Raw genomic sequence first — 22,842 nt, forward strand, 5'->3', positions numbered from 1 at the left:
CGCGGAAAACGGAAGAACCCCTACCGGATGGTCCGGCAGGGGCTCCGCGCGAGCTCGGCGGGGTCAGCGGGCGGTCTCCCGCTCGTACGCCTTGAGGACCTCGTCCGTGGGGCCGTCCATCAGGAGCTGCCCCTTCTCCAGCCAGAGCACCCGGTCGCAGGTGTCCCGGATGGACTTGTTGCTGTGGCTGACCAGGAAGACCGTGCCGGCCTCCTTGCGGAGCTCCCTGATGCGCTCCTCGGAGCGGATCTGGAACTTGCGGTCACCGGTCGCCAGCGCCTCGTCGATGAGGAGGACGTCGTGGTTCTTGGCGGCCGCGATGGCGAAGCGGAGCCGGGCGCCCATGCCGGAGGAGTACGTGCGCATGGGCAGGCTGATGAAGTCGCCCTTCTCGTTGATGCCGGAGAAGTCGACGATGCCCTGGTAGCGGTCGCGCACCTCCTCGCGGCTCATGCCCATGGCGAGGCCGCCCAGGATCACGTTGCGCTCGCCGGTGAGGTCGTTCATCAGGGCCGCGTTGACGCCCAGGAGCGAGGGCTGGCCGTCGGTGAAGACCTTGCCGCTCTCGGTGGGGAGCAGGCCGGCGATGGCGCGCAGCAGCGTGGACTTGCCGGAGCCGTTGGAGCCGATGAGGCCGATGGCCTCGCCGCGGTAGGCGGTGAAGCTGACGCCGCGGACCGCGTGGACCTTGCGGACGCCCCGGCTGACCTCGGCCTTGCCGCGGCCGACGATCCGGCTGAGCGCCGCGGTGGCGCTGCCCTTGCCGCCGCCGCCCGCGTTGACCCGGTAGACGATGTGGACCTCGTCGCAGATGACGGTGGGTACGTGGGAGTCGTTCGGTTCAGCCACGGCCGTACCTCTCCTCGGCCTTCCAGAAGTAGACGAAGCCGCCGATGCCGAAGACCAGGGCCCAGCCCAGGGCGGTCATCCAGACGTGCGACGGCAGGTTCTCGGAGCCGTAGCCCTCGATCAGGGAGTAGCGGATGAGGTCCATGTAGACGGCCGCCGGGTTGTACATGAGGACGTCGGCGATCCACGCGGGCTTGTCGGCCAGCATCGCGGGGATCGAGAACATCACGCCCGAGGCGTACATCCAGGTCCGCATGACGAAGGGCATCAGCTGGGCGAGGTCGGGCGTCTTGGCGCCCATCCTCGCCATGATCATGGCCAGGCCGATGTTGAACACGAACTGCAGGAGCAGCGCGGGGACCAGCAGCACCCAGCGGAGCGAGGGGTAGCTGCCGAAGGAGATCGCGACCGCCACCAGCACGATCATCGAGAACAGCAGCTGCTGGAGCTGCTGGAGCGAGAACGAGATGGGCAGCGTGGCGCGCGGGAAGTGCAGGGCGCGGACCAGGCCCAGGTTTCCGGAGATCGCCCGGACGCCCGCCATCACGGAGTTCTGGGTGAAGGTGAACACGAAGATGCCGGTGACCAGGAACGGGATGTAGACGTCCTTGGACAGTCCCTTGCCCGCGCCCAGGATCAGCCCGAAGATCAGGTAGTAGACCAGGGCGTTCAGCAGCGGGGTCGCCACCTGCCACACCTGGCCCAGCTTCGCCTGGCTGTACTGGGCGGTCAGCTTGGCCGAGGAGAAGGCCAGGATGAAGTGGCGGCGGCTCCACAGGTCCCGGACGTACTCGAGGAGTCCGGGCCGGGCGCCACTGACCGAGAGGCCGTACTTGGCGGCCAGCGCGGCCGATGACAGGCCCTCGTCGACGGACGGAGGCGCGCTCGTCGCGACCGCCCCGCCCTGCTGTGTGTCACTCACAAGTCGAAACTTTCGTGTGCAAGATGCGCGGCACGTCGGGTACCACGATGTCAGACGACCGGGGGGCGACCCAGCCGGGTCAGCCGCCACACCGTACGCCACCTCATGGGCCGGCGCGGTCCGCAGGGGGTCGTCCAGCCTTCGCGGAATCCGCCGAACCACGCCTTCAGCGCGGGGAGCGAGGGCCGCCGGGCCAGGGTGAGCAGCAGCCACACGCCGAGATACACCGGCACCAGGGGCGCGGGCAGATTGCGGCGTGCCAGCCACACTCGGTTGCGGGCCACGTTGAAGTGGTACGAGGCGTGACGGGAGGGTGCGGTGGTGGGGTGCAACAGCACCATGTCGGAACGGTAGTCGATCATCCAGTCGGCGTCGAGCGCCCGCCAGGCGAGGTCCGTCTCCTCGTGCGCGTAGAAGAACTCGTCCGGCAGACCGCCGACTTCGGCGAAGACCTTGGTGCGGACGGCGTTGGCCCCGCCGAGGAAGGTGGTCACCCGCGAGGAGCGCATCGGGTCGGCGGCGCGCAGCCTCGGCACGTGCCGGCGCTGGGTCACACCGGTCTCCGGGTCCGCGATGCGGAAGCTGATGATGCCGAGGCGCGGGTCCGCGGTGAAGGCCTGGCGGACCAGCTCGGCGGTGTCCGTGTGCGCGAGCAGTCCGTCGTCGTCGAGGAAGAGCAGGACGTCGACGTCGGTGCCGCCGGGGCCGAAGGCCTCGATGCCGACGTTCCGGCCGGCCGGGATGCCGACGTTCTCGGGCAGGTCGACGGTGCGGACCCAGTCGGGCACCCCGGTGACCGGGGTGCCCTGGCCGACGACGACGACCTCGACCGGGTCGCCCTGCTGCTTGGCGACCGAGTCGATCAGCGCGCGCAGGTCGTCGGGGCGGTTGCCCATCGTGATGACGACGGCGCCCACCTTGAGCGGCGTACTCACGGCCGGCCTCACTTCAGCCTGCTGGAGACCATGATCGACACCAGGTGCAGCACGGTCTGGAGCAGGGCGATGCCGGCCAGGACGGCGACGCCGAGCCGGGAGAAGAACAGGTCGCCGCGGACCTGGTCCACGATCGCCAGGACGACGATGAGCAGCGAGGCCTCGATGCCGAGGACGAGCCGGTGGAACTTCAGCGCGGCGGCGGCCTTGCGGGCCAGCGCCATGCCGGAGGAGCGCGGCTCGGACGCCGCCTCCTTGACCGGCGGCAGTCCGCCCTGGTGGCGGGCGACACCGACGAGGTCGGTCTCGGCCTTGATCAGGATGGCGCCCAGGGCGGCGAGGGTCCCGAGGAAGGCCCACAGCCAGTCGATCCGGCCCGAGCCCCACAGGTCGGCGGCGCGCAGGCCGAAGCCGACGAGCACGGCGGCGTCGCACAGGTAGGCGCCGACCCGGTCCAGGTACACGCCGGCGAGCGAGTACTGCTTCTTCCAGCGGGCCACCTCGCCGTCGACGCAGTCGAGCAGCAGGTAGAGCTGGACCATGAGCGCGCCGAGCAGCGCCCCGGGGATCCCGGGCACCAGCAGGGCCGGTGCCGCGAGGACGCCCGCGAGGGTCATCACGTACGTGAGCTGGTTCGGCGTCACCTTGGTGCCGACGAGCTGCCGGGTGATCCTGAGCGAGATCTCCCGCATGTACAGCCGGCCACCCCAGTGCTCGCCGCTCCGCCGGTCCTTGACGCCCGGGGGGTGGACGACCGGTCGGAGCTCAGCTACGGATGGCTTTTGCATAGTCGGCGTACGCGTCCCTGATCTCGTCGTCGGACAGGTCGAGGTGTTCGAGGATGGTGAAGCGGCCCGGCCGGGTCTGCGGGGCGAAGGACACCGCCTGGACGAACTCGTCCACGGTGAAGCCCATCTCCTCCGGCAGGACGGGCAGTCCGTGCCGGCGCAGGGTCTCGACCATCAGCGCGGAGGCGTCGGGCGCCCCGCGCAGGTGCATCGCGAAGGCGGCGCCGAGGCCGCACTGCTCGCCGTGGCTCGCGGCGCGGGCCGGGAAGAGCAGGTCGAAGGCGTGGCTGATCTCGTGGCAGGCGCCCGAGGAGGGGCGGGTGTCACCGCTGATCGACATGGCGATGCCGGACATCACCAGGCCCTCGGAGAGCGTGACGAGGAAGTCGTCGTCGCCGACGCCGCCGGGGTGGCGGAGCACGGCCTCGCCGGCGCTGCGGGCCATGGCGGCGGCCAGGCCGTCGACGGGCTCGCCGGTCTCGCGGTGCGAGAGCTCCCAGTCCGCGATGGCGGAGAGGTTGGAGATCGCGTCGCCGATGCCGGAGCGGACGTAGCGGACGGGCGCGTCCCTGATCACGTCGAGGTCGATGACCAGCGCGATCGGGGTCGGCACGCCGTAGGAGCCGCGGCCGTTGTCGTTGTCCAGGGTGGACACCGGGGAGCAGATCCCGTCGTGCGACAGGTTGGTGGCGATGGCCACCAACGGCAGCCCGACCCGGGCCGCCGCGTACTTCGTCACGTCGATGATCTTGCCGCCGCCGAGGGCGACCACGGCGTCGTACCGCTTGCCGCGCATGGCGTCGGCGAGCTTGACGGCCTCGTCGATCGTGCCGCCCGAGACCGGGTACCAGTCGGCACCCGGCAGCTCGGGGGCGAAGTGGTCACGCAGCTTGAGGCCCGAGCCGCCGCTGATGGCGACGGCGATCTTGCCGTTGCTGGAGATCCGCTGGTCCGCGAGGAGCGAGGACAGGTCGTCCAACGCTCCCCGGCGGATGTCGACGACGACCGGCGAGGGGATCAGCCGGGTCAGTACTGGCACGCGATCTCACGGCCCTTCGCGAGGTCGTCGTGGTTGTCGATCTCGACCCACTTGACGTCACCGATGGGGGCCACGTCGACCTTGAAGCCGCGGTTGACCAGCTCCTGGTAGCCGTCCTCGTAGTAGAGGTCGGGGTCGCGCTCGAAGGTGACCTTGAGGGCGTCGGCGAGCTCCTCGGCCGCCTCGCCCTCGATGAGCGTGACGCCGATGTACTCGCCGGTGGCGGTCGCCGGGTCCATCAGCTTGGTGATGCGCTGGACGCCCTTCTCCGGGTCGACGATGACCTTCATCTCCTCGTCGGCGAGCTTCTTCACCGTGTCGAGGGCGAGGATGATCTTCTTGCCGTCGCCGCGGGCGGCGAGCAGGGTCTGCTCGACGGAGACCGGGTGGACGGTGTCGCCGTTGGCGAGGATCACGGTGTGCTTGATGGCGTCACGCGCGCACCACAGGGAGTAGGCGTTGTTCCACTCCTCGGCCTTGTCGTTGTCGATCAGGGTGAGCTTGAGGCCGTACTTGGCCTCCAGCGCGTCCTTGCGGTCGTAGACGGCCTCCTTGCGGTAGCCGACGACGATCGCGACCTCGGTGAGGCCGATCTCGGCGAAGTTCTTGAGCGTGCCGTCGAGGATGGTCAGCTCGTTCTCGGTGCCCTCGCCGGACACGGGCACGAGGGCCTTCGGAAGCGTCTCGGTGTAGGGACGCAGACGCCGTCCGGCACCGGCTGCGAGTACGAGGCCGATCATGCTGTTTCTCCTTCGTCGTGAACGGCGGGTGCTCCGGAGGAGACCCAGAAGCGGATGGACTCCACGAGCACCACGAGCGCGACGGCGACCGCGAGGGCGGTCAGTGCCAGGGTGAAGTCGTCACCGCGGTCCGCCAGGAAGGCGGCGAGGACGGCCACCAGGAGCGTGCGCCCCTCGTGTCCGCCGGTGACGCGCGCCAGCCACGCGGGCGGCGCGCCGGTGCCGCCGCGGATGCGGTACACCGTGTCGTAGTGATGGTAGGCGACGGCCGCGACCAGCCCGAACGCCGCCGGGAGCGCCTGCGGCGCGTCCGATCGGGCCGCGAGGACCAGGACCGTGCCGTACTCGGCGGCGCGGAAGAGCGGGGGCAGCAGCCAGTCGAGGGCGCCCTTGAGGGGCTGGGAGACGGCGAGCCCGGACAGCAGCGCGTAGGCGACGGCGCCGCCGACCACGGCCCAGGGGTCGCCCTTGATCAGGGACGAGCCGAGCAGGGCGACCGCGCCGAGCGCCGCGAACAGCGGGGTGCTCGCGTAGTGGCGGGTGTCACGGGACCGGAGCCGCGCGACGGTCTCGGCGATCGGGCCCGAGTCGGCCAGGTCCGCCAGGGCCTGCGCGGCCCGGTCGGTCCGCCTGGCCTTGCGGGTCAGCGAGCGCAGCACGCGGCCGGCCGTGGTGTAGCAGGCGCCGAAGGCGCAGCCGATGATCAGCGCCCAGAAGACGACCCGGGGGCTGGTGGCAGCGGTGAGGACGGCGATCATCGCCCAGCGCTCGCCGATCGGCAGGATGATCATGCGGCGGGCCCAGACCGTCCAGCCGACGCTGTCGAGCTTGCTGGAGAGGGCGGCGGTGGGGCTGGTGTTGGCCGTGGCGTCGTGGTTGGCCTCGTTGAACGAGAAGTCCACGACGTGCCGGCAGGTCATCAGGACCATCGCGCCGAGCGCGAGCGCCCAGACGTCGTCGCCGTTGCGAGCGGCGCCGAGGGCGAGGCCCGCGTAGAAGGCGTACTCCTTGGCGCGGTCGAAGGTGGCGTCGAGCCAGGCGCCCATCGTCGAGTACTTCAGCGCGTAGCGGGCGAGCTGCCCGTCGGCGCAGTCCAGGACGAAGGAGACGAGGAGGAGGACGCCGGAGGCGATGTAGCCGGCACGGTCGCCGGTCGCCGCGCAGCCGGCCGCGATCAGCGCGGTGAGCAGCGAGGCGGTGGTGACCTGGTTGGGGGTCAGTCCGCGGCGCGCGCACCAGCGGGCGATGTAGCGCGAGTACGGGCTGATGAAGAAGGTGGTGAAGAAGCCGTCGTGGGCCTTGACCGCGGTGCGCAGCCGGATGGCCTCGTCGTCGACGGCGTCGACGGCGGCGCGGGCGCTGTGGCGGGCCTCGGCGTCGGTGGGCACGGTGGCGACGAGGCTGCCGAGGGCGGGCCGGTGTACGGCGACGCCGTCGGCGTCGAGGGCCGCGGCGAGCGTTTCGGTCAGGCCGTCGGTGAGCGTGCCGGTGCCGGGGGCCGACGGGGCCGCGGCGGCCGCGGTCAGGGCGCGGGCGAGCGCGGGGCGGGCCGCGGCCTGCGCGCTCAGCGCCCCGGGTACGGCTCCGGCCGGGAAGCGGGGGTCGGTGAGGGCGAGGCGCAGCGCGTGGACGTGGCCGACGAAACGGGGGTCGACGAGCGCGACGCGCTCACCCGCCGGGACGGTGGCCAGCAGGGCGCCGGTCTCCTCGGCGCCGGAGGCGATCCGGACGTCGAAGCCGAGCGACCGCAGATCTCCGTCGAGCGAGGATCCGGGTGCCGGCGGGCCGGTGAGGATGGCGGTCGACAGACGAACTCACTCCTTGGAGCTGACGGAGGGCCTGCGGGGCTCATGGCGGCCCCGGGCGCTGCGGTGCCGCCCTGCTCCGGGCGGCGACACGTCGGCTGAGGCTATCGGATGAAAGGGATCCCGAGTTCACCGAGGCTTCGCGGGCAGGACTCCCCCGGGCCCACCCGTGGCCGTACGGATGCGCCCACCCTGCGGTGATCATCATGGGCGATCGGTGGCCCGCCTCACAAACCACGGCGGGACCCCGTCGGCAGGGCGGTCGGGGGCCAGTTCGGGCCATGGCCGGTCCGCGCCGAATATCCGCAGGTCAGAGCATATGACAACGGTGTTCAGTACCGTGTTGCACATACCCCCCACCCGTAGTTCACTTGCCCATCGGAACGATCGGGCGAACGACGGACGACACGACCGGGAGGCCATGTCATGGGGGCTGGACACGACCACGGGCACAGCCACGGGGGCCCGCCCCCGACGGGCACCGCGGGGGCCGCGTACCGGAACCGGCTGCGGATCGCGCTCGGCATCACGCTCTCCGTGATGGTGATCGAGATCATCGGCGGTCTGGTCGCCGACTCCCTCGCGCTGATCGCCGACGCGGCGCACATGGCCACCGACGCCGTCGGCCTCGCCATGGCGCTGCTGGCGATCCACTTCGCCAACCGGCCGCCCTCCGGCAACCGCACCTTCGGCTTCGCCAGGGCGGAGATCCTCGCGGCGCTCGCCAACTGTCTGCTGCTGCTCGGCGTCGGCGGTTACGTGCTGTACGAGGCGATCCAGCGGTTCCTCGAACCGGCCGAGACCAAGGGCGGTCTGGCCATCGCGTTCGCGGTGATCGGCCTGGTGGCCAACATCATCTCCCTGTCCCTGCTCATGCGGGGCCAGAAGGAGAGCCTCAACGTGCGCGGCGCGTATCTGGAGGTGCTCGCGGACGCGCTGGGTTCGGTCACCGTGATCGTCGCGTCCGGCATCATCCTGGCCACCGGCTGGCAGTACGCCGACCCGATCGCCTCGATCGTGATCGGCCTGATGATCGTGCCCCGCACGGTCAAGCTGCTGCGCGAGACCCTCGACGTCCTCCTGGAGGCGGCGCCCAAGGGCGTCGACATGGCGGAGGTACGGGCCCACATCCTGGCCCTGCCGGGTGTGGAGGGCGTGCACGACCTGCACGCCTGGACGATCACCTCGGGAATGCCGGTGCTCTCCGCGCACGTGGTGGTGGACCAGGCCGCGCTCGACTCGGTCGGGCACGAGAAGATGCTGCACGCCCTCCAGGGGTGCCTGGGCTCGCACTTCGACGTGGAGCACTGCACCTTCCAGCTGGAGCCGGTGGGCCACGCGGAGCACGAGGCGAAGCTCTGCCTGTGACCCCGGTGGCGGAACGGCCGCCGGGCCCGCGCCCCGCCTGTTAGGCTTTTCGTACGAACCCGTGTGGAGAGGAGCTGAGGTTGATGACCGTCGCGATGGAGGCTGCCCAGTGCGGCAGCGCCCGGTCCAGCTTCAGCTTCCGGGTCTCCGGCTGACCTGATCCCGGTTCACCCACCGGTCCGTCACGTCGTCGGCCGGGACCCTTACTCCAAGGGATTCCCACGTTGTCCGACAACGCTCTGTACGACTCCTTCTTCGCCCTGCACCACGGTCTGCCGCGGCAGGGTCCCGGCTCCGACGCCACCACGCGTCGGCTCCTCTCGCTCACCGGCCGCCTTCCGGAGCGTCCGCGCGTCCTCGACCTGGGCTGCGGCCCCGGCCGCAGCGCGCTGCTCCTGGCCGCCGAGGCGGGCGCCGAGGTGACCGCCGTCGACACCCACGAGCCCTTCCTCGCCGAGCTGCGCGCGAGCGCCGCCGCGCGCGGGCTCGAAGGTTCGGTCCACACCCTGCGCGCCGACATGGGCGCGCTGCCGTTCCCGGACGGCTCCTTCGACCTCGTCTGGGCCGAGAGCTCGGTCTTCGTGCTCGGTTTCGACCGGGCGCTCGCCGAGTGGCGCAGGCTCCTGGCCCCCGGCGGCACCCTGGTCCTGACCGAGTGCGTCTGGACCACGGACGAGCCGGGCCCGGCCGCCCGCGCCTTCTGGGAGGAGCACTACCGGCTCCGTACCGTCACGGGGAACGCGGCGGCGGCCGTCGAGGCCGGCTACCACGTCCTCGGCACCGTCCTCCAGCCCGAGGGCGACTGGGACGAGTACTACGGTCCGCTCGCCGCCCACGCCGAAGCCGCCGACACCACCGTGCCCGGCATGGCCGAGGCGGTGGCGGGCGCCCGCGCCGAGATCGCGCTCCGGCGCGAGCACGGCTCCGACTACGGGTACGCCGGCTTCGTCCTGCGGCCCGCCGACCCCCGTTGGCTCCTCCGCCCGGAGACGGACGTCGACGCGGCGGCGATCCGGCGGGTCGTGTCGACGGCCTTCGGTTCGGAGGCCGAGCCCTCCGCGGCCGAGGCCGACCTGGTCGAGGCGCTCCGGCTCGACCCCGAGGCCTGGCTGCCCGGTCTCTCGTACGTGGCCGAGGCCGCGGACGGCACGGTCGTGGCACACGCGCTGATCACCCGCTGCACGGTGGGCGGGGCACCCGCGGCGGCGCTCGCGCCGGTGTCGGTGGCTCCGGCGTACCAGCGGACGGGGGCCGGGCAGGCCGTCGTCCGGGCGGTGCTCGACGCGGCCCGGCTGCGGGGGGAGTCGCTCGTGCTCGTACTGGGCCATCCGGGGTACTACCCGCGGTTCGGATTCGTACGGGCGTCCGCGTATGGAATCAAGCCAGGTTTCGAGGTCCCGGACGAGGCGATGATGGCGCTCGTCCTGGACGAGTCCGCGCCCGTTCCGGCGGGGACCCTCGTCTATCCGGCGGCTTTCGGGGTCTAGGCGCCCCCTGAGTCCTCCCGCTCCCACCACACCGGCGCTACTCCGGTGTGGTGGGAGCGGCCACGTCCGGCCGACGAAGTACGGACAAGCCGGTTTTGTACGGCAGACTGTGGTGGCCCTACCGGGCCGAGGACCGAAGCGAAGGATGGGTATGCCGACCACACCAGCCACCGCGGCTCAGATCTCGCCGGAGATCACGTCGAACGGTGTCCAGCCGTCCGGAGCCGCGGCGCCGATCATGCTCGAACTGGTCGACGAGGAGGGGAGGACGATCGGCACGGCGGAGAAGCTCGCCGCCCACCAGGCGCCGGGTCAGCTCCACCGCGCCTTCTCCGTCTTCCTCTTCGACGAGTCGGGGCGGCTGCTGCTCCAGCGCCGCGCGCTCGGCAAGTACCACTCCCCCGGCGTCTGGTCGAACACCTGCTGCGGACACCCCTACCCGGGCGAGGCGCCGTTCGCGGCGGCGGCCCGGCGGACCTTCGAGGAGCTCGGCGTCTCGCCCACGCTGCTCGCCGAGGCCGGCACGGTCCGCTACAACCACCCGGACCCGGCGTCGGGCCTGGTGGAGCAGGAGTTCAACCACCTCTTCGTCGGCCTCGTGCAGGCCGGTCCGCGGCCGGACCCGGAGGAGATCGAGGACACCGCCTTCGTGACCGCCGCCGAGCTGACCGAGCGCCACGCCGCCGCGCCGTTCTCCGCCTGGTTCATGACGGTGCTCGACGCGGCGCGTCCGGCGATCAGGGAACTGACGGGTCCGTCCGGGGGCTGGTGACCGTCGGGTGCGGCGCGCCCCCCGGCCCCGGTGCCATCGGGGCCAGGGGCAGCGCCGCCCAGATGATCTTGCCGCCGGTCGCGGTGTGCTCGACGTCGCAGGCGCCGCCGGCCTCCTGCGCCACCTCCCGCACGAGCAGCAGCCCGCGGCCCCCGGTCTGCCCCCAGTCCGCTTCGAGGGCCTTGGGGCGGTACGGGTGGTTGTCCTCGACCGACACCCGGATCCACTCGGGGCCGATCGCCACCTCCACCGCTATCTCCGGCGACAGCAGCGCCGCGTGCCGCACGGCGTTGGTCACCAGCTCGGAGACGATCAGCAGCAGGCCGTCCATGATCTCCTCGTGGAGGGGGACGGCCTGGCGGACCAGCAGGTCGCGTACGGCGTGCCGGGCCTGCGGGACGGAGACGTCGACCGCGGCCGCGGTGAAGCGCCAGACTCCTTCGTAGGACGGTTGCCGGGTGGGGACGCCTCCGTGGGTGTCCACGGTCCCGTTCCCACCCTCGTGCTCGATTCTCGCCACGGATCGAGTCTTGGCAATCAGCGGGGACGGACCGGCCTACTGACCAGAAGTCGACACTTATCGGCCACCTTCTGATCGGCTGAGTATGCCAACGTCAGTTGTTCGACTGATCCTGCCCGGTTTCTGATGACTCCGGAGGAGTGACGGCCGCCGGTGCGGCGGGGGTCACCATACTGACGATCCGCCGGCCGCCCACCCCGATGGCGATCAGGCCCAGACCGTCGAACAGCAGCGCGAGCGAGAAGAAGACGCCGAGAACATACCGGCTGCTGTGCGGCCAGTCGAACAGCACGAGCAGACCGAGCATGAGCCCGAAGGCGCCCTGCAGCAGCGTCCAGCCGAACTGGGGCCCGCGCACCACCACGCTCCCGACCAGCCGGAAGAGACCGCCGGTGAGGAACAGCAGGGCCGCGAACATCGTCAGCGCCTCCGCCGAGCCCTCCGGGTGACGGATCACCACGACGCCGGCCGCGATGTTCAGGGCGGCCACCACGACGGCGAGCCAGAAATAGCTGGTGCCGCGCGACTGGATGGCCTGCAGGAGCCCGACCACACCGCCGATCAGCAGCAGCCAGCCGAAGAGCAGCATCGAGGTCAGCGTGGCGGCGGCCGTGTAGATCAGGCCGACGACCCCGCCGACGACCAGGAGGATGCCGAGCGCGGCCAGCCAGCTGAAGCTGCGGCTGAGCTTCTTCCCCTGCCGTGCCATCTCCCGCGCCGGATCCGCTCCGGTGGTCTCGTGGGCGTCCTTGGCCATGCGGTGCCTCCTCGGGACGGCCCCTTCCTGATCGTACGTTCGGGCCCGGCGGATAGCATCCGGCCCATGGAGCCGCAGCTGAAGGACAGCGTCACGGACGGGGTCGCCACCGTCGTCATCGCCAACCCCGCCAAGCGCAACGCCATGAGCGACGGGATGTGGCGGGCCCTGCCCGGCGTTCTGGACCGGCTGGCCGCCGACCCTGCCGTCCGGGTGCTCCTCCTCACCGGCGAGGGCGACACCTTCTGCGCCGGGGCCGACATCTCGACCCTCCGCGAGCCGGCCAACGAGCAGCAGAGCCTCTCGGTGGAGGCCGAGGAGGCGCTCGCCGCCTTCCCCAAGCCGACCCTCGCGGCCATCCGGGGCTTCTGCGTCGGCGGCGGCGGTCAGCTCGCCGTCGCCTGCGACCTGCGGTTCGCCGCGGAGGGCAGCCGCTTCGGGATCACCCCCGCGAAGCTCGGCATCGTCTACCGCTCCTCGTCCTCCCGCAGGCTCGCCGCCCTCGTGGGGCCCTCCACCGCCAAGTACCTGCTGTTCTCCGGCGAACTGATCGACGCGGACCGGGCGCTGCGCACCGGGCTCGTGGACGAGGTCCACCCGGCGGGCGAACTGGACAAGCGGGTGGCCGAGTTCGCCCGGGTGCTCGCCTCCCGCTCGCTGCTGACCCAGGCCGCCGCCAAGGAGTTCGTCGACGGACGGCTCGACCGGGACGCCCACTGGTCCGAGCAGGCGCGCGGCAGCGGCGACACCGCGGAGGGGGTCGCCGCCTTCCTGGAGCGCCGCGCGCCCCGCTTCACGTACGGACTCTGAGCTACTTCGTCCCGAGGGTCTCGACGGGCCGGTCGCGCCAGCGCGCGACGATCGCCGCCGGGGCCTTCTCCGGGGAGCCGGCGTCGTACGGCGGCTGGGGGTCGTACTCGGTGAGCAGCTGGACCGTCTGGGCGACCTCGTCGCCGGCGATCCGGCCGAGCAGGTGCAGCGCCATGTCGATGCCGGAGGAGACGCCGGCGGCGGTGACGTACTTGCCGTCGAAGACGACGCGCTCGCCGGTGGGCTCGACGCCGAGCGCCCGCAGTTCCTCGAAGGCGAGCCAGTGGGTGGTGGCGCGGCGGTCCTTCAGGAGGCCGGCGGCCGCCAGGACCAGGGCGCCCGTGCAGACCGAGGTGGTCCAGGCGCTGGTCTCGTCGGCGGCCCGCAGCCACGCCTGGACCTCCGGGTCGTCCTTGGCCGTGCGGACGTCGGGGCCGCCCGGGACGAGGACGATGTCCGGACGGGGGACCTCGGTGAGGGCCTTCTCGACGACCAGCGTGAGGCTGCCCTGGTCGTTGCGGACCGGGCCCGCCTTCTTGGCCACGAACACGGTCTCGGCTCCGGGGAGCCGCGACAGCAGCTCGTACGGGCCGATGGCGTCGAGTGCGGTGAAGCCGTCGAACAGCAGGATGGCGATCTGCATGGTGGTCGGTCCCTTTCGGTCAGGCGACGGGATGAGCGGAAGAACGGAAACGCCGGCGATACTCCGCCGGGGCGGTACCGAAGGCCTTGAGGAAGGCGCGGCGCATGGCCTCGGGGGTGCCGTAGCCGGAGGCGCGGGCGACCTCCTCGACGCCGTGCGGGGTGTCTTCGAGGAGCCTGCGGGCGTGCTCGAGCCGGACCCGGTCGACATAGCGGCCCGGCGGGGTGCCGGTCTCGGCGTGGAAGGCGCGGGCGAAGTGGCGGGGCGAGAGCCGGGCGCGGGCGGCGAGTGCGTCGACGGAGAGGTCCGCTTCGGGATGCTCGGTGATCCAGTGCTGGAGGTCCCGCAGCGGTTCCCGGCTCGCGGTCTGGGCGGACAGCTGGGCGCTGAACTGGGCCTGGTTGCCCGGGCGGCGCAGGAAGACGACGAGGTGGCGGGCGACGGTGAGGGCCACGTCCCGGCCGAGGTCCTCCTCGACGAGCGCGAGGGCGAGGTCGATGCCGGCGGTGACGCCGGCGGAGGTGGCGAGCCGTCCGTCCCGTACGAAGATGGGGTCCGGGTCGACCTCGACGTCCGGGTGGCGGCGGGCGAGGTGGTCGCAGGCGATCCAGTGGGTGGTGACCCGGTGTCCGTCGAGCAGTCCCGCCTCGGCGAGGAGCAGCGCCCCGGTGCAGACGGAGACCAGGCGTACGGCGCTCGGGGCGTGGACGCGCAGCCAGTCGACGAGGGCCGGGTCGGGCGCCCGGGTGCCCTCGCCGCCGGGGACGACGAGGGTGTGCGGGGGTCCGTCGGCGAGCGCTTCGGCGAGGGAGGTGTCGGGGAGCAGCCGCAGGCCGCTGTGGGTACGGACCGGGCCGCCGTCCAGGGAGGCGGTCCTGATCGGGTAGGCGGCCGGGTCGCCGGCGGCGCGGCCGGCACCGGCGAACACCTCGACGGGTCCGGTGACGTCGAGGCTCTGCACGTCGTCGAAGAGGACGACGAGAACGGGTCGCTGCGTCATGCCTCCATCCTTCGCGGGGGCCGCGGCGTCCGCAACGACGAGCAGCCCACCTTTTCTGCCATCGGCGCCGGAGGGCCCGGTACGGGAGTTCCCGTCGTACCGACCAGTCGGTAACGTTCGGCGGCATGACGACTCCACTGCCGCCGCGCGCGGGCCGCCGCTGTCACAACGCCCTCAACCCGCTGCACTCGACGGTCTACTTCTCGCCCGACCTGGACCGCGAGTTCACCGCCCTCGGCTTCACCGACGAGAGCGCGATGCGGCTCGCCTCCCGCAGCGCCGCCCTCGGCGCGGTGGGCGCGGGCACGGTCGCCGCGACCTTCTACAACTACAACCACGCGCTGCTCGCCCGGCACCTGCCGGCCGTCTGGGACACCGCCTCCCCCGCCGAGGTCCTCGCCGCCCGGCTGCGGACCGCCGACACGACCCTGCGCCGGCTGCTCGGCGACGCCGTCCTGGCGTCCCCGGAGATGGCCGAGGCCGCCGGGCTCGCCCTGCGCGCCACCGAGGCCTGCGGCCGGCACGCCCGGCCCCTGTACTCCGCGCACGCCGACCTCCCGGTGCCCGAGCAGCCCCACCTCGCCTTGTGGCACGCCGCGACCCTGCTGCGCGAGCACCGGGGCGACGGGCACCTCACGGCCCTGCTCACCGCCGGGCTCGACCCCGTCGAGGCGCTCGTCTCGCACACCGCGACCGGCAAGGGCATGGCCCCGCGCTGGGTCCTCGGCACCCGCGGCTGGCGGCGCGACGACTGGGACGCGGCGGTGGAGCGGCTGCGCGGGCGCGGGCTGCTCGACGCCGAGGGCGAGCTGACGGAGGCGGGCACCGCCCTGCGCGCCGAGCTCGAGGAGCGGACCGACCGGCTGGACTCCGCACCGTACGAACACCTCGGCGCGGCCGGTGTGGAGCGGCTGACCGAACTCGGGCAGGGCTTCCTCTTCGCCGCCGCCGGAGCGGGTGCCTTCCCCGCCGACCTGATCGGCAAGTACTGACCCGGAGGACCGGGGACGCGCGAGGGACGGGTCGGTTGCCGCGTACGAGTGACCGACCCGGCACAATGCACTCGCAAGCTTGAGGCACGAGAAGGCGAGTCGGGACACCGTGACGACGTCCATCGAAGCAAGGATCGCCGAGGAGCTCGGCGTACGCGAGCGACAGGTGAAGGCAGCCGTCGAGCTCCTCGACGGCGGTTCGACCGTGCCGTTCATCGCGCGCTATCGCAAGGAAGCGACCGAGATGCTCGACGACGCGCAGCTGCGCACCCTGGAGGAGCGGCTGCGCTATCTGCGCGAACTGGAGGACCGCCGGACGGCGATCCTCGACTCGGTGCGCGAGCAGGGCAAGCTGACGCCGGAGATCGAGGCGGGCATCCGGGCGGCCGACACCAAGGCCCGCCTCGAGGACATCTACCTGCCCTTCAAGCCCAAGCGCCGCACCAAGGCGCAGATCGCCCGCGAGGCCGGTCTGGCGCCGCTGGCCGAGGGGCTGCTGGCCGACCCGTCCGTCGAGCCGACGGCCGCCGCCGCGGCCTTCGTGGACGGGGACAAGGGCGTCGCGGACGCCGCGGCGGCCCTGGAGGGCGCGCGGGCCATCCTCGCCGAGAAGTTCTCCGAGGACGCCGACCTCATCGGCGAGCTGCGCGAGCGCATGTGGGGCCGCGGCCGGCTCGTCGCCAAGGTGCGGGACGGTCAGGAGGAGGCCGGCGCGAAGTTCGCCGACTACTTCGACTTCGCCGAGCCGTTCACCGCGCTGCCCTCGCACCGCGTCCTCGCCATGCTGCGGGGCGAGAAGGAGGACGTCCTCAGCCTGGGCCTGGAGCCGGAGGAGCCCTCGGAGCTGCCCGGCCCGTCCTCGTACGAGGGGATCGTCGCGGGCCGCTTCGGCGTCGCCGACCGCGGCCGCCCGGGCGACAAGTGGCTCCAGGACACCGTCCGCTGGGCCTGGCGCACCCGCATCCTCGTCCACCTCGGGATCGACCTGCGGCTGCGGCTGCGGACGGCCGCCGAGGACGAGGCCGTCCGGGTCTTCGCCGCGAACCTGCGCGACCTGCTGCTCGCCGCCCCGGCCGGCACCCGGGCGACGCTCGGTCTCGACCCCGGTTTCCGCACCGGCGTGAAGGTCGCCGTGGTCGACGCGACCGGCAAGGTGGTCGCCACCGACACGATCCACCCGCACGTCCCCGCCAACAAGTGGGACCAGGCGCTGGACCGTCTCGCGCGCCTCGCAAAGGAGCACGCGGTCGAGCTGGTCGCGATCGGCAACGGCACGGCGTCCCGCGAGACCGACAAGCTCGCCGGTGAACTCCTCGCGAAGCACCCCGAGTTGAAGCTGACGAAGGTGATGGTCTCCGAGGCCGGCGCCTCCGTCTACTCGGCCTCCGCCTTCGCCTCGCAGGAACTCCCGGGGCTCGACGTGTCGTTGCGCGGCGCCGTCTCCATCGCGCGCCGCCTCCAGGACCCGCTGGCGGAGCTGGTGAAGATCGACCCGAAGTCCATCGGCGTCGGCCAGTACCAGCACGACCTCGCCGAGGTGAAGCTCTCGCGCTCGCTCGACGCCGTGGTCGAGGACTGTGTGAACGGCGTCGGCGTCGACGTCAACACCGCCTCCACGCCGCTGCTTTCGCGCGTCTCGGGGATCAGCGCGACCCTCGCCGAGAACATCGTCGCCCACCGCGACGCCAACGGCCCGTTCCGCTCCCGCAAGGCGCTCAAGGACGTCGCCAGGCTCGGCCCGAAGGCGTACGAGCAGTGCGCGGGCTTCCTGCGCATCCGCGGCGGCGACGACCCGCTGGACGCCTCCTCGGTGCACCCGGAGGCGTACCCGGTGGTCCGCCGGATGGCGAAGTCCACCGGCGGCGAGGTCGCCGCGCTCATCGGCGACACGGGCACGCTGCGCTCGCTGCGGGCGGACGAGTTCGTCGACGAGACCTTCGGTCTGCCGACCGTGACGGACATCCTGCGCGAGCTGGAGAAGCCGGGCCGCGACCCGCGACCCGCGTTCAAGACCGCCACCTTCAAGGACGGCGTCGAGAAGATCGGCGACCTCGCGTCCGGGATGGTCCTGGAGGGCGTCGTCACCAACGTGGCGGCCTTCGGCGCCTTCGTCGACATCGGCGTGCACCAGGACGGCCTGGTGCACGTCTCCGCCATGTCCAAGACCTTCGTCAAGGACCCGCGCGACGTCGTGAAGCCCGGCGACGTCGTCAAGGTGAAGGTCCTCGACGTCGACATCCCGCGCAAGCGGATCTCCCTCACCCTCCGCCTCGACGACGAGCCCGGCGCGGACGCGCCCGGCGGCGCCCCCAAGCGCGACCGCGGCGGCCGCCCGCCCCAGCAGCGGCAGAACGGCGGCGGCGCGGGCGGCGGCGCCGGTGCCGGTCGCCGGAACGACCGTGGCGGCCGGGACGACCGCGGCGGCCGCTCCTCGGCTCCCGCCCCCGGCAACAGCGCCATGGCGGACGCCCTGCGCAAGGCCGGCCTCCTCGGCGAGGGCGGCGGCAAGCGCCGCTGAGCGATCCGTACGGCGAAGGCCGCGGCCCCTCGAAGGAGGGGGCGCGGCCTTCGTCGCGTACGGAGCGGGCTACGGCAGGAAGCGCAGCGCCCAGTCGGCGCGGTTGGCCACCGTGAGGTCGTCGTCCTCGGTGAGCGGCCGCAGGACGCGGCCGGCCGTCTTCGGGTCGGCCTGGACGAGCTCGACGATCTCGGCGGCAAGCCCGTCCTGGTCGTCGCCGAGGTCGACGGCGGAGGCGCGGATCAGGGCCGGCAGGGCCTCGGGGCCGCCGATGGCGGCGAGGACGCCGCCGAGGAGCTCGCGGGCGTAGGCGTTCCGCTCTTCGAGGGCCCGGTCGAGCTCGGCCTGGAGGCGCGGCAGGAGCGCGGCGTCGCCCGAGGCGGCGATCTCGTCGGCGAGGTCGATGGTCTCGTCGACGTCCGCGTCCAGATCGTCCAGCATCTCGGTCAGCCGGGTGAGTGAGTCGGTCATGCTGCTGCCTCCTGGAAAGCGCCGTCCACGAGAACGGGAACGGTCGTCGAGCTGTCGATCTCGGCGGCCACGGCCACGTCCTGCGGATAGCCGTACTCGTACAGTTCACGGCCCGAGTCGCAGCCGTGCAAGGCGGCGACCGGGTCCTCGGTCGCCGACCAGAGGGCGGCCGCCGCGGCCGCCTCCGGGGTCAGCGGGCCCGTGCCCGTGAGGGCGGAGAGCACCGCTCCCGCGCCGAGCAGGTCCTCGAGGGCGGGGCGGAGCGAGCCGTCGGGCCACCGCTCGCCGGACGCGATGACCGCGAGGGGGCGCCCGGCGGTGCCGTACCCCCGGCCGGTGAGCCAGCGGGCGACGGCGGTGTGGTTGCGCAGGGAGGCGGCGACGACGGTCGCGTCACCGGCCTCGGCCGCGATCGTGGAGCCGTTCGGGGACGGCAGGACGAGCCGCGCGGGCATCGGGGCACGCCGCAGCGCCGCCGGGGAGAGGCTCCACGGGTGCTCGGGGGTCGCCTCGCGGCGGCCGACGGCGAGCGCCGCGTCGACGCGGGCGGCGTACGCGGCGGCCGTGGCGTCCCGCCACCGGTAGGGGTGGACGGCCGCGCCGGCCTCGACGGCGACGCCGACGGCGGTGGTGAACGACAGCACGTCCACCACGACCACACAGGCGGCCGCCGGGGCGAGGACCCGCGCCTCGACGGGCCCCCAGCCGAAGGAGACCGTCATCGCGGGCCCGTCACGGAGGAGACGGCGGAGACGGCGGAGACACAGGAGTCGGCCATCAGAGCTCGGTCACCTTGCCGTCCGCGACCTCGATGCGGCGCGTGGTGCGGACCGCGTCCAGCATGCGCCGGTCGTGGGTGACCAGGAGCAGGGTGCCGGTGTACGAGTCGAGGGCGGCCTCCAGCTGCTCGATGGCCGGCAGGTCGAGGTGGTTGGTCGGCTCGTCCAGGACCAGCAGGTTCACGCCCCGGCCCTGGAGCAGGGCGAGCGCGGCGCGGGTCCGCTCGCCCGGCGAGAGCGTGGTGGCGGGCCGCAGCACGTGATCGGCCTTGAGGCCGAACTTGGCGAGCAGGGTCCTGACCTCCGCGGGCTCGGTGTCGGGCACCGCCGCGCAGAAGGCCTCCAGGAGGGTCTCGGTGCCGTGGAACAGCTTGCGGGCCTGGTCGACCTCGCCGACGACGACGCCCGAGCCGAGGACCGTGTCGCCGGAGTCCAGCGGGAGGCGGCCGAGCAGGGCGGCGAGCAGCGTCGACTTCCCCGCGCCGTTCGCACCGGTGACGGCGACCCGGTCGGCCCAGTCGATCTGCAGGGTGACGGGGCCGAAGGAGAAGTCGCCGCGGCGGACCTCGGCCTCGCGCAGGGTCGCCACGACCGAGCCGGAGCGCGGCGCCGAGGCGATCTCCATGCGCAGCTCCCACTCCTTGCGGGGCTCGTCGACGACGTCGAGGCGCTCGATCATGCGCTGGGTCTGCCGGGCCTTCGCGGCCTGCTTCTCGCTGGACTCGCCGCGCAGCTTGCGGCTCATCTTGTCGTTGTCGCCCGCCTTGCGGCGGGCGTTGCGGACGCCCTTGTCCATCCAGTTGCGCTGCATGAGGGCGCGCCCCTCCAGGGCGGCCTTCTTGTCGGCGTACTCCTCGTAATCCTCGCGCGCGTGCCGCCGGGCGGTGTCCCGCTCCTCCAGGTAGGCGTCGTAGCCGCCGCCGTACAGGGTGATCTGCTGCTGGGCCAGATCGAGTTCGAGGACCTTGGTGACGGTCCGGGTGAGGAACTCGCGGTCGTGGCTGATGACGACCGTCCCCGCGCGGAGCCCCTTCACGAAGGCCTCCAGGCGCTCCAGGCCGTCGAGGTCCAGGTCGTTGGTGGGCTCGTCGAGCAGGAAGACGTCGTAGCGCGACAGGAGCAGCGAGGCGAGACCCGCGCGGGCCGCCTGGCCGCCGGAGAGCGAGGTCATCGGCTGGTCGAGGCCGACGGTGAGGCCCAGCGAGTCGGCGACCTCCTCGGCGCGCTCGTCGAGGTCCGCGCCGCCGAGGTTCAGCCAGCGGTCGAGAGTCTCGGCGTACGCGTCGTCGGCGCCGGGCGTGCCGTCGACGAGGCCCTGGGTGGCCTCGTCCATGGCGGTCTGGGCGGCGGCGACGCCGGTGCGCCGGGCGAGGAACTCGCGCACGGTCTCGCCGGGGCGCCGCTCCGGCTCCTGCGGGAGGTGGCCGACGCTCGCGGTCGGCGGGGAGAGCCGCAGCTCGCCCTCCTCCGGGGCGTCGAGCCCGGCGAGCAGCCGGAGCAGCGTCGACTTGCCGGCGCCGTTCACGCCGACGAGGCCGATCACGTCGCCGGGGGCGACCACCAGGTCGAGGCCGGCGAAGAGGGTGCGCTCGCCGTGGCCGGCGGCGAGGTCCTTGGCGACGAGGGTTGCAGTCATCAGGCCATGAATCTTACGGGGGCGCCAGGCCGCGTTCTCCGCCGGTCGCGGCCCCGGTGCCTCGGTCCCGGGGCCCGCCCCGGCGTCAGGCCGCTCGATCCCAGCGTCCGGCCGCGTCCCCGGCCGGCCGGCCGGGGCGGTCGGCGATGAGGCGGTGGAGGACGGCGCGGTAGTGGGCGCCGTGGAAGCGGTACGGGCCGATGCCCGGGTAGACGTCGCGGGCGGGGTCGACGGTGGGTCCGGTCTGCCAGGCGAGGTCGCGCCAGACGACGTCGTCGCCGGCGCGCTCGACGACGGCGGTGACGGCTCCGCAGCCGGGGTCGTCGCAGTCGGGGCAGGAGTGGATCACCCGGCGGGTGCCGTCGGCGCGGAGGAGCAGTTCGGCGTGCTCGGCGCGGACGGTGGGCGGGAGGTCCGCCGCGAGCGGCGAGACGGTGTCAGCGCCGTCGATCTCGTCGAGCCGGTGGAGCAGTGCCCTGCCGTCGACGAGGAAGTCACGCCGCGGGGCGGGGACGCCGTCCGCTCGGGTGGCGGGGGCGAGGTCGAGGGATGCGTACGGGGCGGGCATGACTCGAGTATTTCGGCCTTCCGTGGCCGGCCCGTCCCGGAAATGTCCCGGTCCCGGTACGGTCCGGCCATGGACAGTGACGTGATCGTGGTGGGCGGCGGGATCATCGGCCTGACGACGGCGGTGCGGCTCGCCGAGCGCGGTCTCCGGGTGCGGGTCTGGTCACGGGACGACGTCACAGCGACGACCTCGGCCGTGGCCGGCGCGCTGTGGTGGCCCTACCGCATCGAGCCCGCGGCCGAGGCGGGGGCGTGGGCGCTCGTCTCCCTGCGCGTGTACGAGGAGTTGGCCGCCGATCCGGAGCGGACCGGGGTCCGCCTCGTGCCGGGCGTCCACGCGGACACCGTCCTCGACGGCCTCGGGTCCTGGGCCAAGGAGGTGCCGGGCCTGCGGCAGTTGTCCCCGGACGAGGTGCCGGGGCCGCACACCGTCGGCCTCGCGGCCCGCCTTCCACTGATCGACATGCCGGTCCATCTGGCGTGGCTCCGGAGCCGGTTCGAAGCCGCGGGCGGCGTCTTCGAGCACCGTACGGTCACCGGCTTCGACGAGGCGGCGGCCCGGGCCCGGGTCGTCGTCGACTGCACCGGCGCGGCCGCGCGTGAGCTCGTACCGGATCCCGGGATCCGGCCGGTCCGGGGGCAGTTGGTGCTGGTCGAGAACCCCGGCATCGAGGAGTGGTTCACCTCGGCGGACGCCGCATCGCACGAGACGACCTACTTCTTCCCGCAGCCGGGGCGGCTCGTGCTCGGCGGCACGGCCGAGGAGGGCGACGAACGGCTCGCCCCCGACCCGGCGACGGCCGCCGCGATCATCGCCCGCTGCGCGCACGTGCGCCCGGAGATCGCCGACGCCCGGATCCTCGGCCACCGGGTGGGCCTGCGCCCGTCCCGGACCGGCGGCGTACGGATCGAGGCGGCCCCCCTGCCCGGCGGCGGGCGCCTGGTGCACCACTACGGCCACGGGGGCGCCGGCGTCACCGTGGCGTGGGGCTGCGCCGACCGGGCCGCGGAGCTGGCCTGCGGCTGAGCCACGGCCGGCGGCCCGGACGCGGTTCGGGTCGGGTCGGGTCGGGTCGGGTCGGGTCCGAGCCTGCGGCTGAGCCACAGCCTGCGGACCTGACCCGGCTCGGGCCGGGGCGCGCCTGCGGCTGAGCCACGACCTGCGGACCTGACCCGGCTCGGGCCGGGGCCGGGCCTGCGGCTGAGCCACAGCCTGCGGACCTGACCCGGCTCGGGCCGGGGCCGGGCCTGCGGCTGAGCCACGACCTGCGGACCTGACCCGGCTCGGGCCGGGGCCGGGCCTGCGGCTGAGCCACGACCTGCGCACCTGACCCGGCTCGGGCCGGGGCCGCGCCCGGCCCGGGGACGGGACGGGGTGGGGTGGGGTGGGGTGCGCCCGGGTGGGTCCGCGCCCGGCCTAGGTGGGGTGGGTCCGGGCCCGGGC

Annotated in this window: 22 protein-coding genes; 7 read left to right on the top strand and 15 right to left on the bottom strand. The window is 73.1% G+C overall.

All coding sequences use genetic code 11. The features are described 5' to 3' along the window. Nucleotides 1–63 precede the first annotated feature (63 nt). Genes ACZ7G1_RS07820 through ACZ7G1_RS07850 form a run of 7 tightly spaced genes read right to left on the bottom strand, consistent with a single transcriptional unit; the run spans nucleotide 64 to nucleotide 7,081 of the window. Nucleotides 64–849: an ABC transporter ATP-binding protein gene (locus ACZ7G1_RS07820; RefSeq protein WP_470873695.1), complete on the bottom strand. Its 786-nt coding sequence runs from the start codon at nucleotides 847–849 to the stop codon at nucleotides 64–66. After that, nucleotides 842–1,771: an ABC transporter permease gene (locus ACZ7G1_RS07825; RefSeq protein WP_470873694.1), complete on the bottom strand. Its 930-nt coding sequence runs from the start codon at nucleotides 1,769–1,771 to the stop codon at nucleotides 842–844. Before ACZ7G1_RS07825 ends, ACZ7G1_RS07820 begins: the two co-directional genes overlap by 8 nt. Nucleotides 1,772–1,821: 50 nt before the next feature. Continuing rightward, nucleotides 1,822–2,667 carry a glycosyltransferase family 2 protein gene (locus ACZ7G1_RS07830; RefSeq protein WP_470873914.1) on the bottom strand — a complete coding sequence of 282 codons (846 nt, stop codon included), beginning with the start codon at nucleotides 2,665–2,667 and terminating at the stop codon, nucleotides 1,822–1,824. Between the two features lie 47 nt (nucleotides 2,668–2,714). Further along, nucleotides 2,715–3,494 (bottom strand): CDP-alcohol phosphatidyltransferase family protein, encoded by a 780-nt coding sequence (locus tag ACZ7G1_RS07835; RefSeq protein ID WP_470873692.1) that lies wholly within the window; start codon nucleotides 3,492–3,494, stop codon nucleotides 2,715–2,717. After that, nucleotides 3,472–4,533 (bottom strand): iron-containing alcohol dehydrogenase family protein, encoded by a 1,062-nt coding sequence (locus ACZ7G1_RS07840; protein ID WP_470873690.1) that lies wholly within the window; start codon nucleotides 4,531–4,533, stop codon nucleotides 3,472–3,474. Before ACZ7G1_RS07840 ends, ACZ7G1_RS07835 begins: the two co-directional genes overlap by 23 nt. Beyond that, nucleotides 4,521–5,273 carry a phosphocholine cytidylyltransferase family protein gene (locus ACZ7G1_RS07845; RefSeq protein ID WP_470873689.1) on the bottom strand — a complete coding sequence of 251 codons (753 nt, stop codon included), beginning with the start codon at nucleotides 5,271–5,273 and terminating at the stop codon, nucleotides 4,521–4,523. The genes ACZ7G1_RS07840 and ACZ7G1_RS07845 overlap by 13 nt, the downstream gene beginning before the upstream one ends. After that, on the bottom strand, nucleotides 5,270–7,081 hold the full coding sequence (locus tag ACZ7G1_RS07850) for a DUF5941 domain-containing protein (protein WP_470873912.1): 1,812 nt from the start codon (nucleotides 7,079–7,081) through the stop codon (nucleotides 5,270–5,272). The genes ACZ7G1_RS07845 and ACZ7G1_RS07850 overlap by 4 nt, the downstream gene beginning before the upstream one ends. 423 nt (nucleotides 7,082–7,504) lie before the next feature. Between ACZ7G1_RS07850 and ACZ7G1_RS07855 the strand changes: the two genes are divergently transcribed. From ACZ7G1_RS07855 to idi, 3 genes are all read left to right on the top strand, one after another. Beyond that, on the top strand, nucleotides 7,505–8,446 hold the full coding sequence (locus ACZ7G1_RS07855; RefSeq protein WP_470873687.1) for a cation diffusion facilitator family transporter: 942 nt from the start codon (nucleotides 7,505–7,507) through the stop codon (nucleotides 8,444–8,446). Between the two features lie 224 nt (nucleotides 8,447–8,670). Next, complete coding sequence (locus ACZ7G1_RS07860) at nucleotides 8,671–9,933, top strand: GNAT family N-acetyltransferase (RefSeq protein ID WP_470873686.1); 1,263 nt, start codon at nucleotides 8,671–8,673, stop codon at nucleotides 9,931–9,933. Nucleotides 9,934–10,084: 151 nt separating this feature from the next. Continuing rightward, nucleotides 10,085–10,705, top strand: coding sequence for an isopentenyl-diphosphate Delta-isomerase (idi, locus tag ACZ7G1_RS07865; RefSeq protein ID WP_470873685.1), 621 nt, complete (start codon nucleotides 10,085–10,087; stop codon nucleotides 10,703–10,705). Here the strand turns inward: idi and ACZ7G1_RS07870 are convergent. Together ACZ7G1_RS07870 and ACZ7G1_RS07875 are read right to left on the bottom strand one after the other, a co-directional pair. Continuing rightward, nucleotides 10,671–11,189 carry an ATP-binding protein gene (locus tag ACZ7G1_RS07870; RefSeq protein WP_470873911.1) on the bottom strand — a complete coding sequence of 173 codons (519 nt, stop codon included), beginning with the start codon at nucleotides 11,187–11,189 and terminating at the stop codon, nucleotides 10,671–10,673. The two genes, idi and ACZ7G1_RS07870, sit on opposite strands and share 35 nt — an antisense overlap. 130 nt (nucleotides 11,190–11,319) lie before the next feature. Beyond that, complete coding sequence (locus tag ACZ7G1_RS07875) at nucleotides 11,320–11,982, bottom strand: HdeD family acid-resistance protein (protein WP_470873683.1); 663 nt, start codon at nucleotides 11,980–11,982, stop codon at nucleotides 11,320–11,322. Between the two features lie 66 nt (nucleotides 11,983–12,048). Here ACZ7G1_RS07875 and ACZ7G1_RS07880 point away from each other — a divergent pair, with 66 nt between their 5' ends. Continuing rightward, complete coding sequence (locus tag ACZ7G1_RS07880; protein WP_470873682.1) at nucleotides 12,049–12,792, top strand: enoyl-CoA hydratase/isomerase family protein; 744 nt, start codon at nucleotides 12,049–12,051, stop codon at nucleotides 12,790–12,792. 1 nt (nucleotide 12,793) lies between these two features. Here ACZ7G1_RS07880 and ACZ7G1_RS07885 read toward each other — a convergent pair whose 3' ends face one another. Together ACZ7G1_RS07885 and ACZ7G1_RS07890 are read right to left on the bottom strand one after the other, a co-directional pair. Further along, entirely contained in the window at nucleotides 12,794–13,435 is a 642-nt protein-coding gene (locus tag ACZ7G1_RS07885) for a DJ-1/PfpI family protein (RefSeq protein WP_470873681.1), read from the bottom strand. A 19-nt stretch (nucleotides 13,436–13,454) separates the two neighbouring features. Next, entirely contained in the window at nucleotides 13,455–14,435 is a 981-nt protein-coding gene (locus ACZ7G1_RS07890) for a GlxA family transcriptional regulator (RefSeq protein ID WP_470873679.1), read from the bottom strand. A 125-nt stretch (nucleotides 14,436–14,560) separates the two neighbouring features. Between ACZ7G1_RS07890 and ACZ7G1_RS07895 the strand changes: the two genes are divergently transcribed. Both ACZ7G1_RS07895 and ACZ7G1_RS07900 read left to right on the top strand, forming a co-directional pair. Beyond that, nucleotides 14,561–15,427 carry an SCO6745 family protein gene (locus ACZ7G1_RS07895; RefSeq protein ID WP_470873677.1) on the top strand — a complete coding sequence of 289 codons (867 nt, stop codon included), beginning with the start codon at nucleotides 14,561–14,563 and terminating at the stop codon, nucleotides 15,425–15,427. A 109-nt stretch (nucleotides 15,428–15,536) separates the two neighbouring features. Beyond that, entirely contained in the window at nucleotides 15,537–17,945 is a 2,409-nt protein-coding gene (locus ACZ7G1_RS07900) for a Tex family protein (protein WP_470873676.1), read from the top strand. A 69-nt stretch (nucleotides 17,946–18,014) separates the two neighbouring features. On the opposite strand, the gene ACZ7G1_RS07905 is transcribed toward ACZ7G1_RS07900, so the two are convergent. The 4 genes from ACZ7G1_RS07905 to ACZ7G1_RS07920 all read right to left on the bottom strand — a co-directional run bounded on the left by ACZ7G1_RS07905 (nucleotide 18,015) and on the right by ACZ7G1_RS07920 (nucleotide 21,399). Then, nucleotides 18,015–18,416, bottom strand: coding sequence for a hypothetical protein (locus tag ACZ7G1_RS07905; RefSeq protein ID WP_470873675.1), 402 nt, complete (start codon nucleotides 18,414–18,416; stop codon nucleotides 18,015–18,017). Then, a complete protein-coding gene (locus ACZ7G1_RS07910) occupies nucleotides 18,413–19,138 on the bottom strand; it encodes a 2-phosphosulfolactate phosphatase (RefSeq protein ID WP_470873673.1) in 726 nt (241 codons plus the stop codon). Before ACZ7G1_RS07910 ends, ACZ7G1_RS07905 begins: the two co-directional genes overlap by 4 nt. Nucleotides 19,139–19,193: 55 nt before the next feature. Further along, entirely contained in the window at nucleotides 19,194–20,831 is a 1,638-nt protein-coding gene (locus ACZ7G1_RS07915) for an ABC-F family ATP-binding cassette domain-containing protein (RefSeq protein WP_470873671.1), read from the bottom strand. 85 nt (nucleotides 20,832–20,916) lie between these two features. Then, nucleotides 20,917–21,399 carry a hypothetical protein gene (locus ACZ7G1_RS07920; RefSeq protein ID WP_470873670.1) on the bottom strand — a complete coding sequence of 161 codons (483 nt, stop codon included), beginning with the start codon at nucleotides 21,397–21,399 and terminating at the stop codon, nucleotides 20,917–20,919. 69 nt (nucleotides 21,400–21,468) lie between these two features. On the opposite strand from ACZ7G1_RS07920, the gene ACZ7G1_RS07925 reads away from it, so the two are divergent. Beyond that, nucleotides 21,469–22,425, top strand: a complete 957-nt coding sequence (locus ACZ7G1_RS07925; protein ID WP_470873668.1) for an NAD(P)/FAD-dependent oxidoreductase — start codon at nucleotides 21,469–21,471, stop codon at nucleotides 22,423–22,425. Nucleotides 22,426–22,842 lie beyond the last annotated feature (417 nt).

The sequence above is a fragment of the Streptomyces sp. NPDC037273 genome (assembly GCF_055603625.1).

Coding starts and splice junctions, on each gene's coding strand:
- ACZ7G1_RS07830 (WP_470873914.1), bottom strand. CDS start 2,667: ATGGGCAACCGCCCCGACGACCTGCGCGCGCTGATCGACTCGGTCGCC.
- ACZ7G1_RS07835 (WP_470873692.1), bottom strand. CDS start 3,494: ATGCAAAAGCCATCCGTAGCTGAGCTCCGACCGGTCGTCCACCCCCCG.
- ACZ7G1_RS07845 (WP_470873689.1), bottom strand. CDS start 5,273: ATGATCGGCCTCGTACTCGCAGCCGGTGCCGGACGGCGTCTGCGTCCC.
- ACZ7G1_RS07855 (WP_470873687.1), top strand. CDS start 7,505: ATGGGGGCTGGACACGACCACGGGCACAGCCACGGGGGCCCGCCCCCG.
- idi (WP_470873685.1), top strand. CDS start 10,085: ATGCCGACCACACCAGCCACCGCGGCTCAGATCTCGCCGGAGATCACG.
- ACZ7G1_RS07875 (WP_470873683.1), bottom strand. CDS start 11,982: ATGGCCAAGGACGCCCACGAGACCACCGGAGCGGATCCGGCGCGGGAG.
- ACZ7G1_RS07880 (WP_470873682.1), top strand. CDS start 12,049: ATGGAGCCGCAGCTGAAGGACAGCGTCACGGACGGGGTCGCCACCGTC.
- ACZ7G1_RS07885 (WP_470873681.1), bottom strand. CDS start 13,435: ATGCAGATCGCCATCCTGCTGTTCGACGGCTTCACCGCACTCGACGCC.
- ACZ7G1_RS07890 (WP_470873679.1), bottom strand. CDS start 14,435: ATGACGCAGCGACCCGTTCTCGTCGTCCTCTTCGACGACGTGCAGAGC.
- ACZ7G1_RS07895 (WP_470873677.1), top strand. CDS start 14,561: ATGACGACTCCACTGCCGCCGCGCGCGGGCCGCCGCTGTCACAACGCC.
- ACZ7G1_RS07905 (WP_470873675.1), bottom strand. CDS start 18,416: ATGACCGACTCACTCACCCGGCTGACCGAGATGCTGGACGATCTGGAC.
- ACZ7G1_RS07910 (WP_470873673.1), bottom strand. CDS start 19,138: ATGACGGTCTCCTTCGGCTGGGGGCCCGTCGAGGCGCGGGTCCTCGCC.
- ACZ7G1_RS07915 (WP_470873671.1), bottom strand. CDS start 20,831: ATGACTGCAACCCTCGTCGCCAAGGACCTCGCCGCCGGCCACGGCGAG.
- ACZ7G1_RS07920 (WP_470873670.1), bottom strand. CDS start 21,399: ATGCCCGCCCCGTACGCATCCCTCGACCTCGCCCCCGCCACCCGAGCG.
- ACZ7G1_RS07925 (WP_470873668.1), top strand. CDS start 21,469: ATGGACAGTGACGTGATCGTGGTGGGCGGCGGGATCATCGGCCTGACG.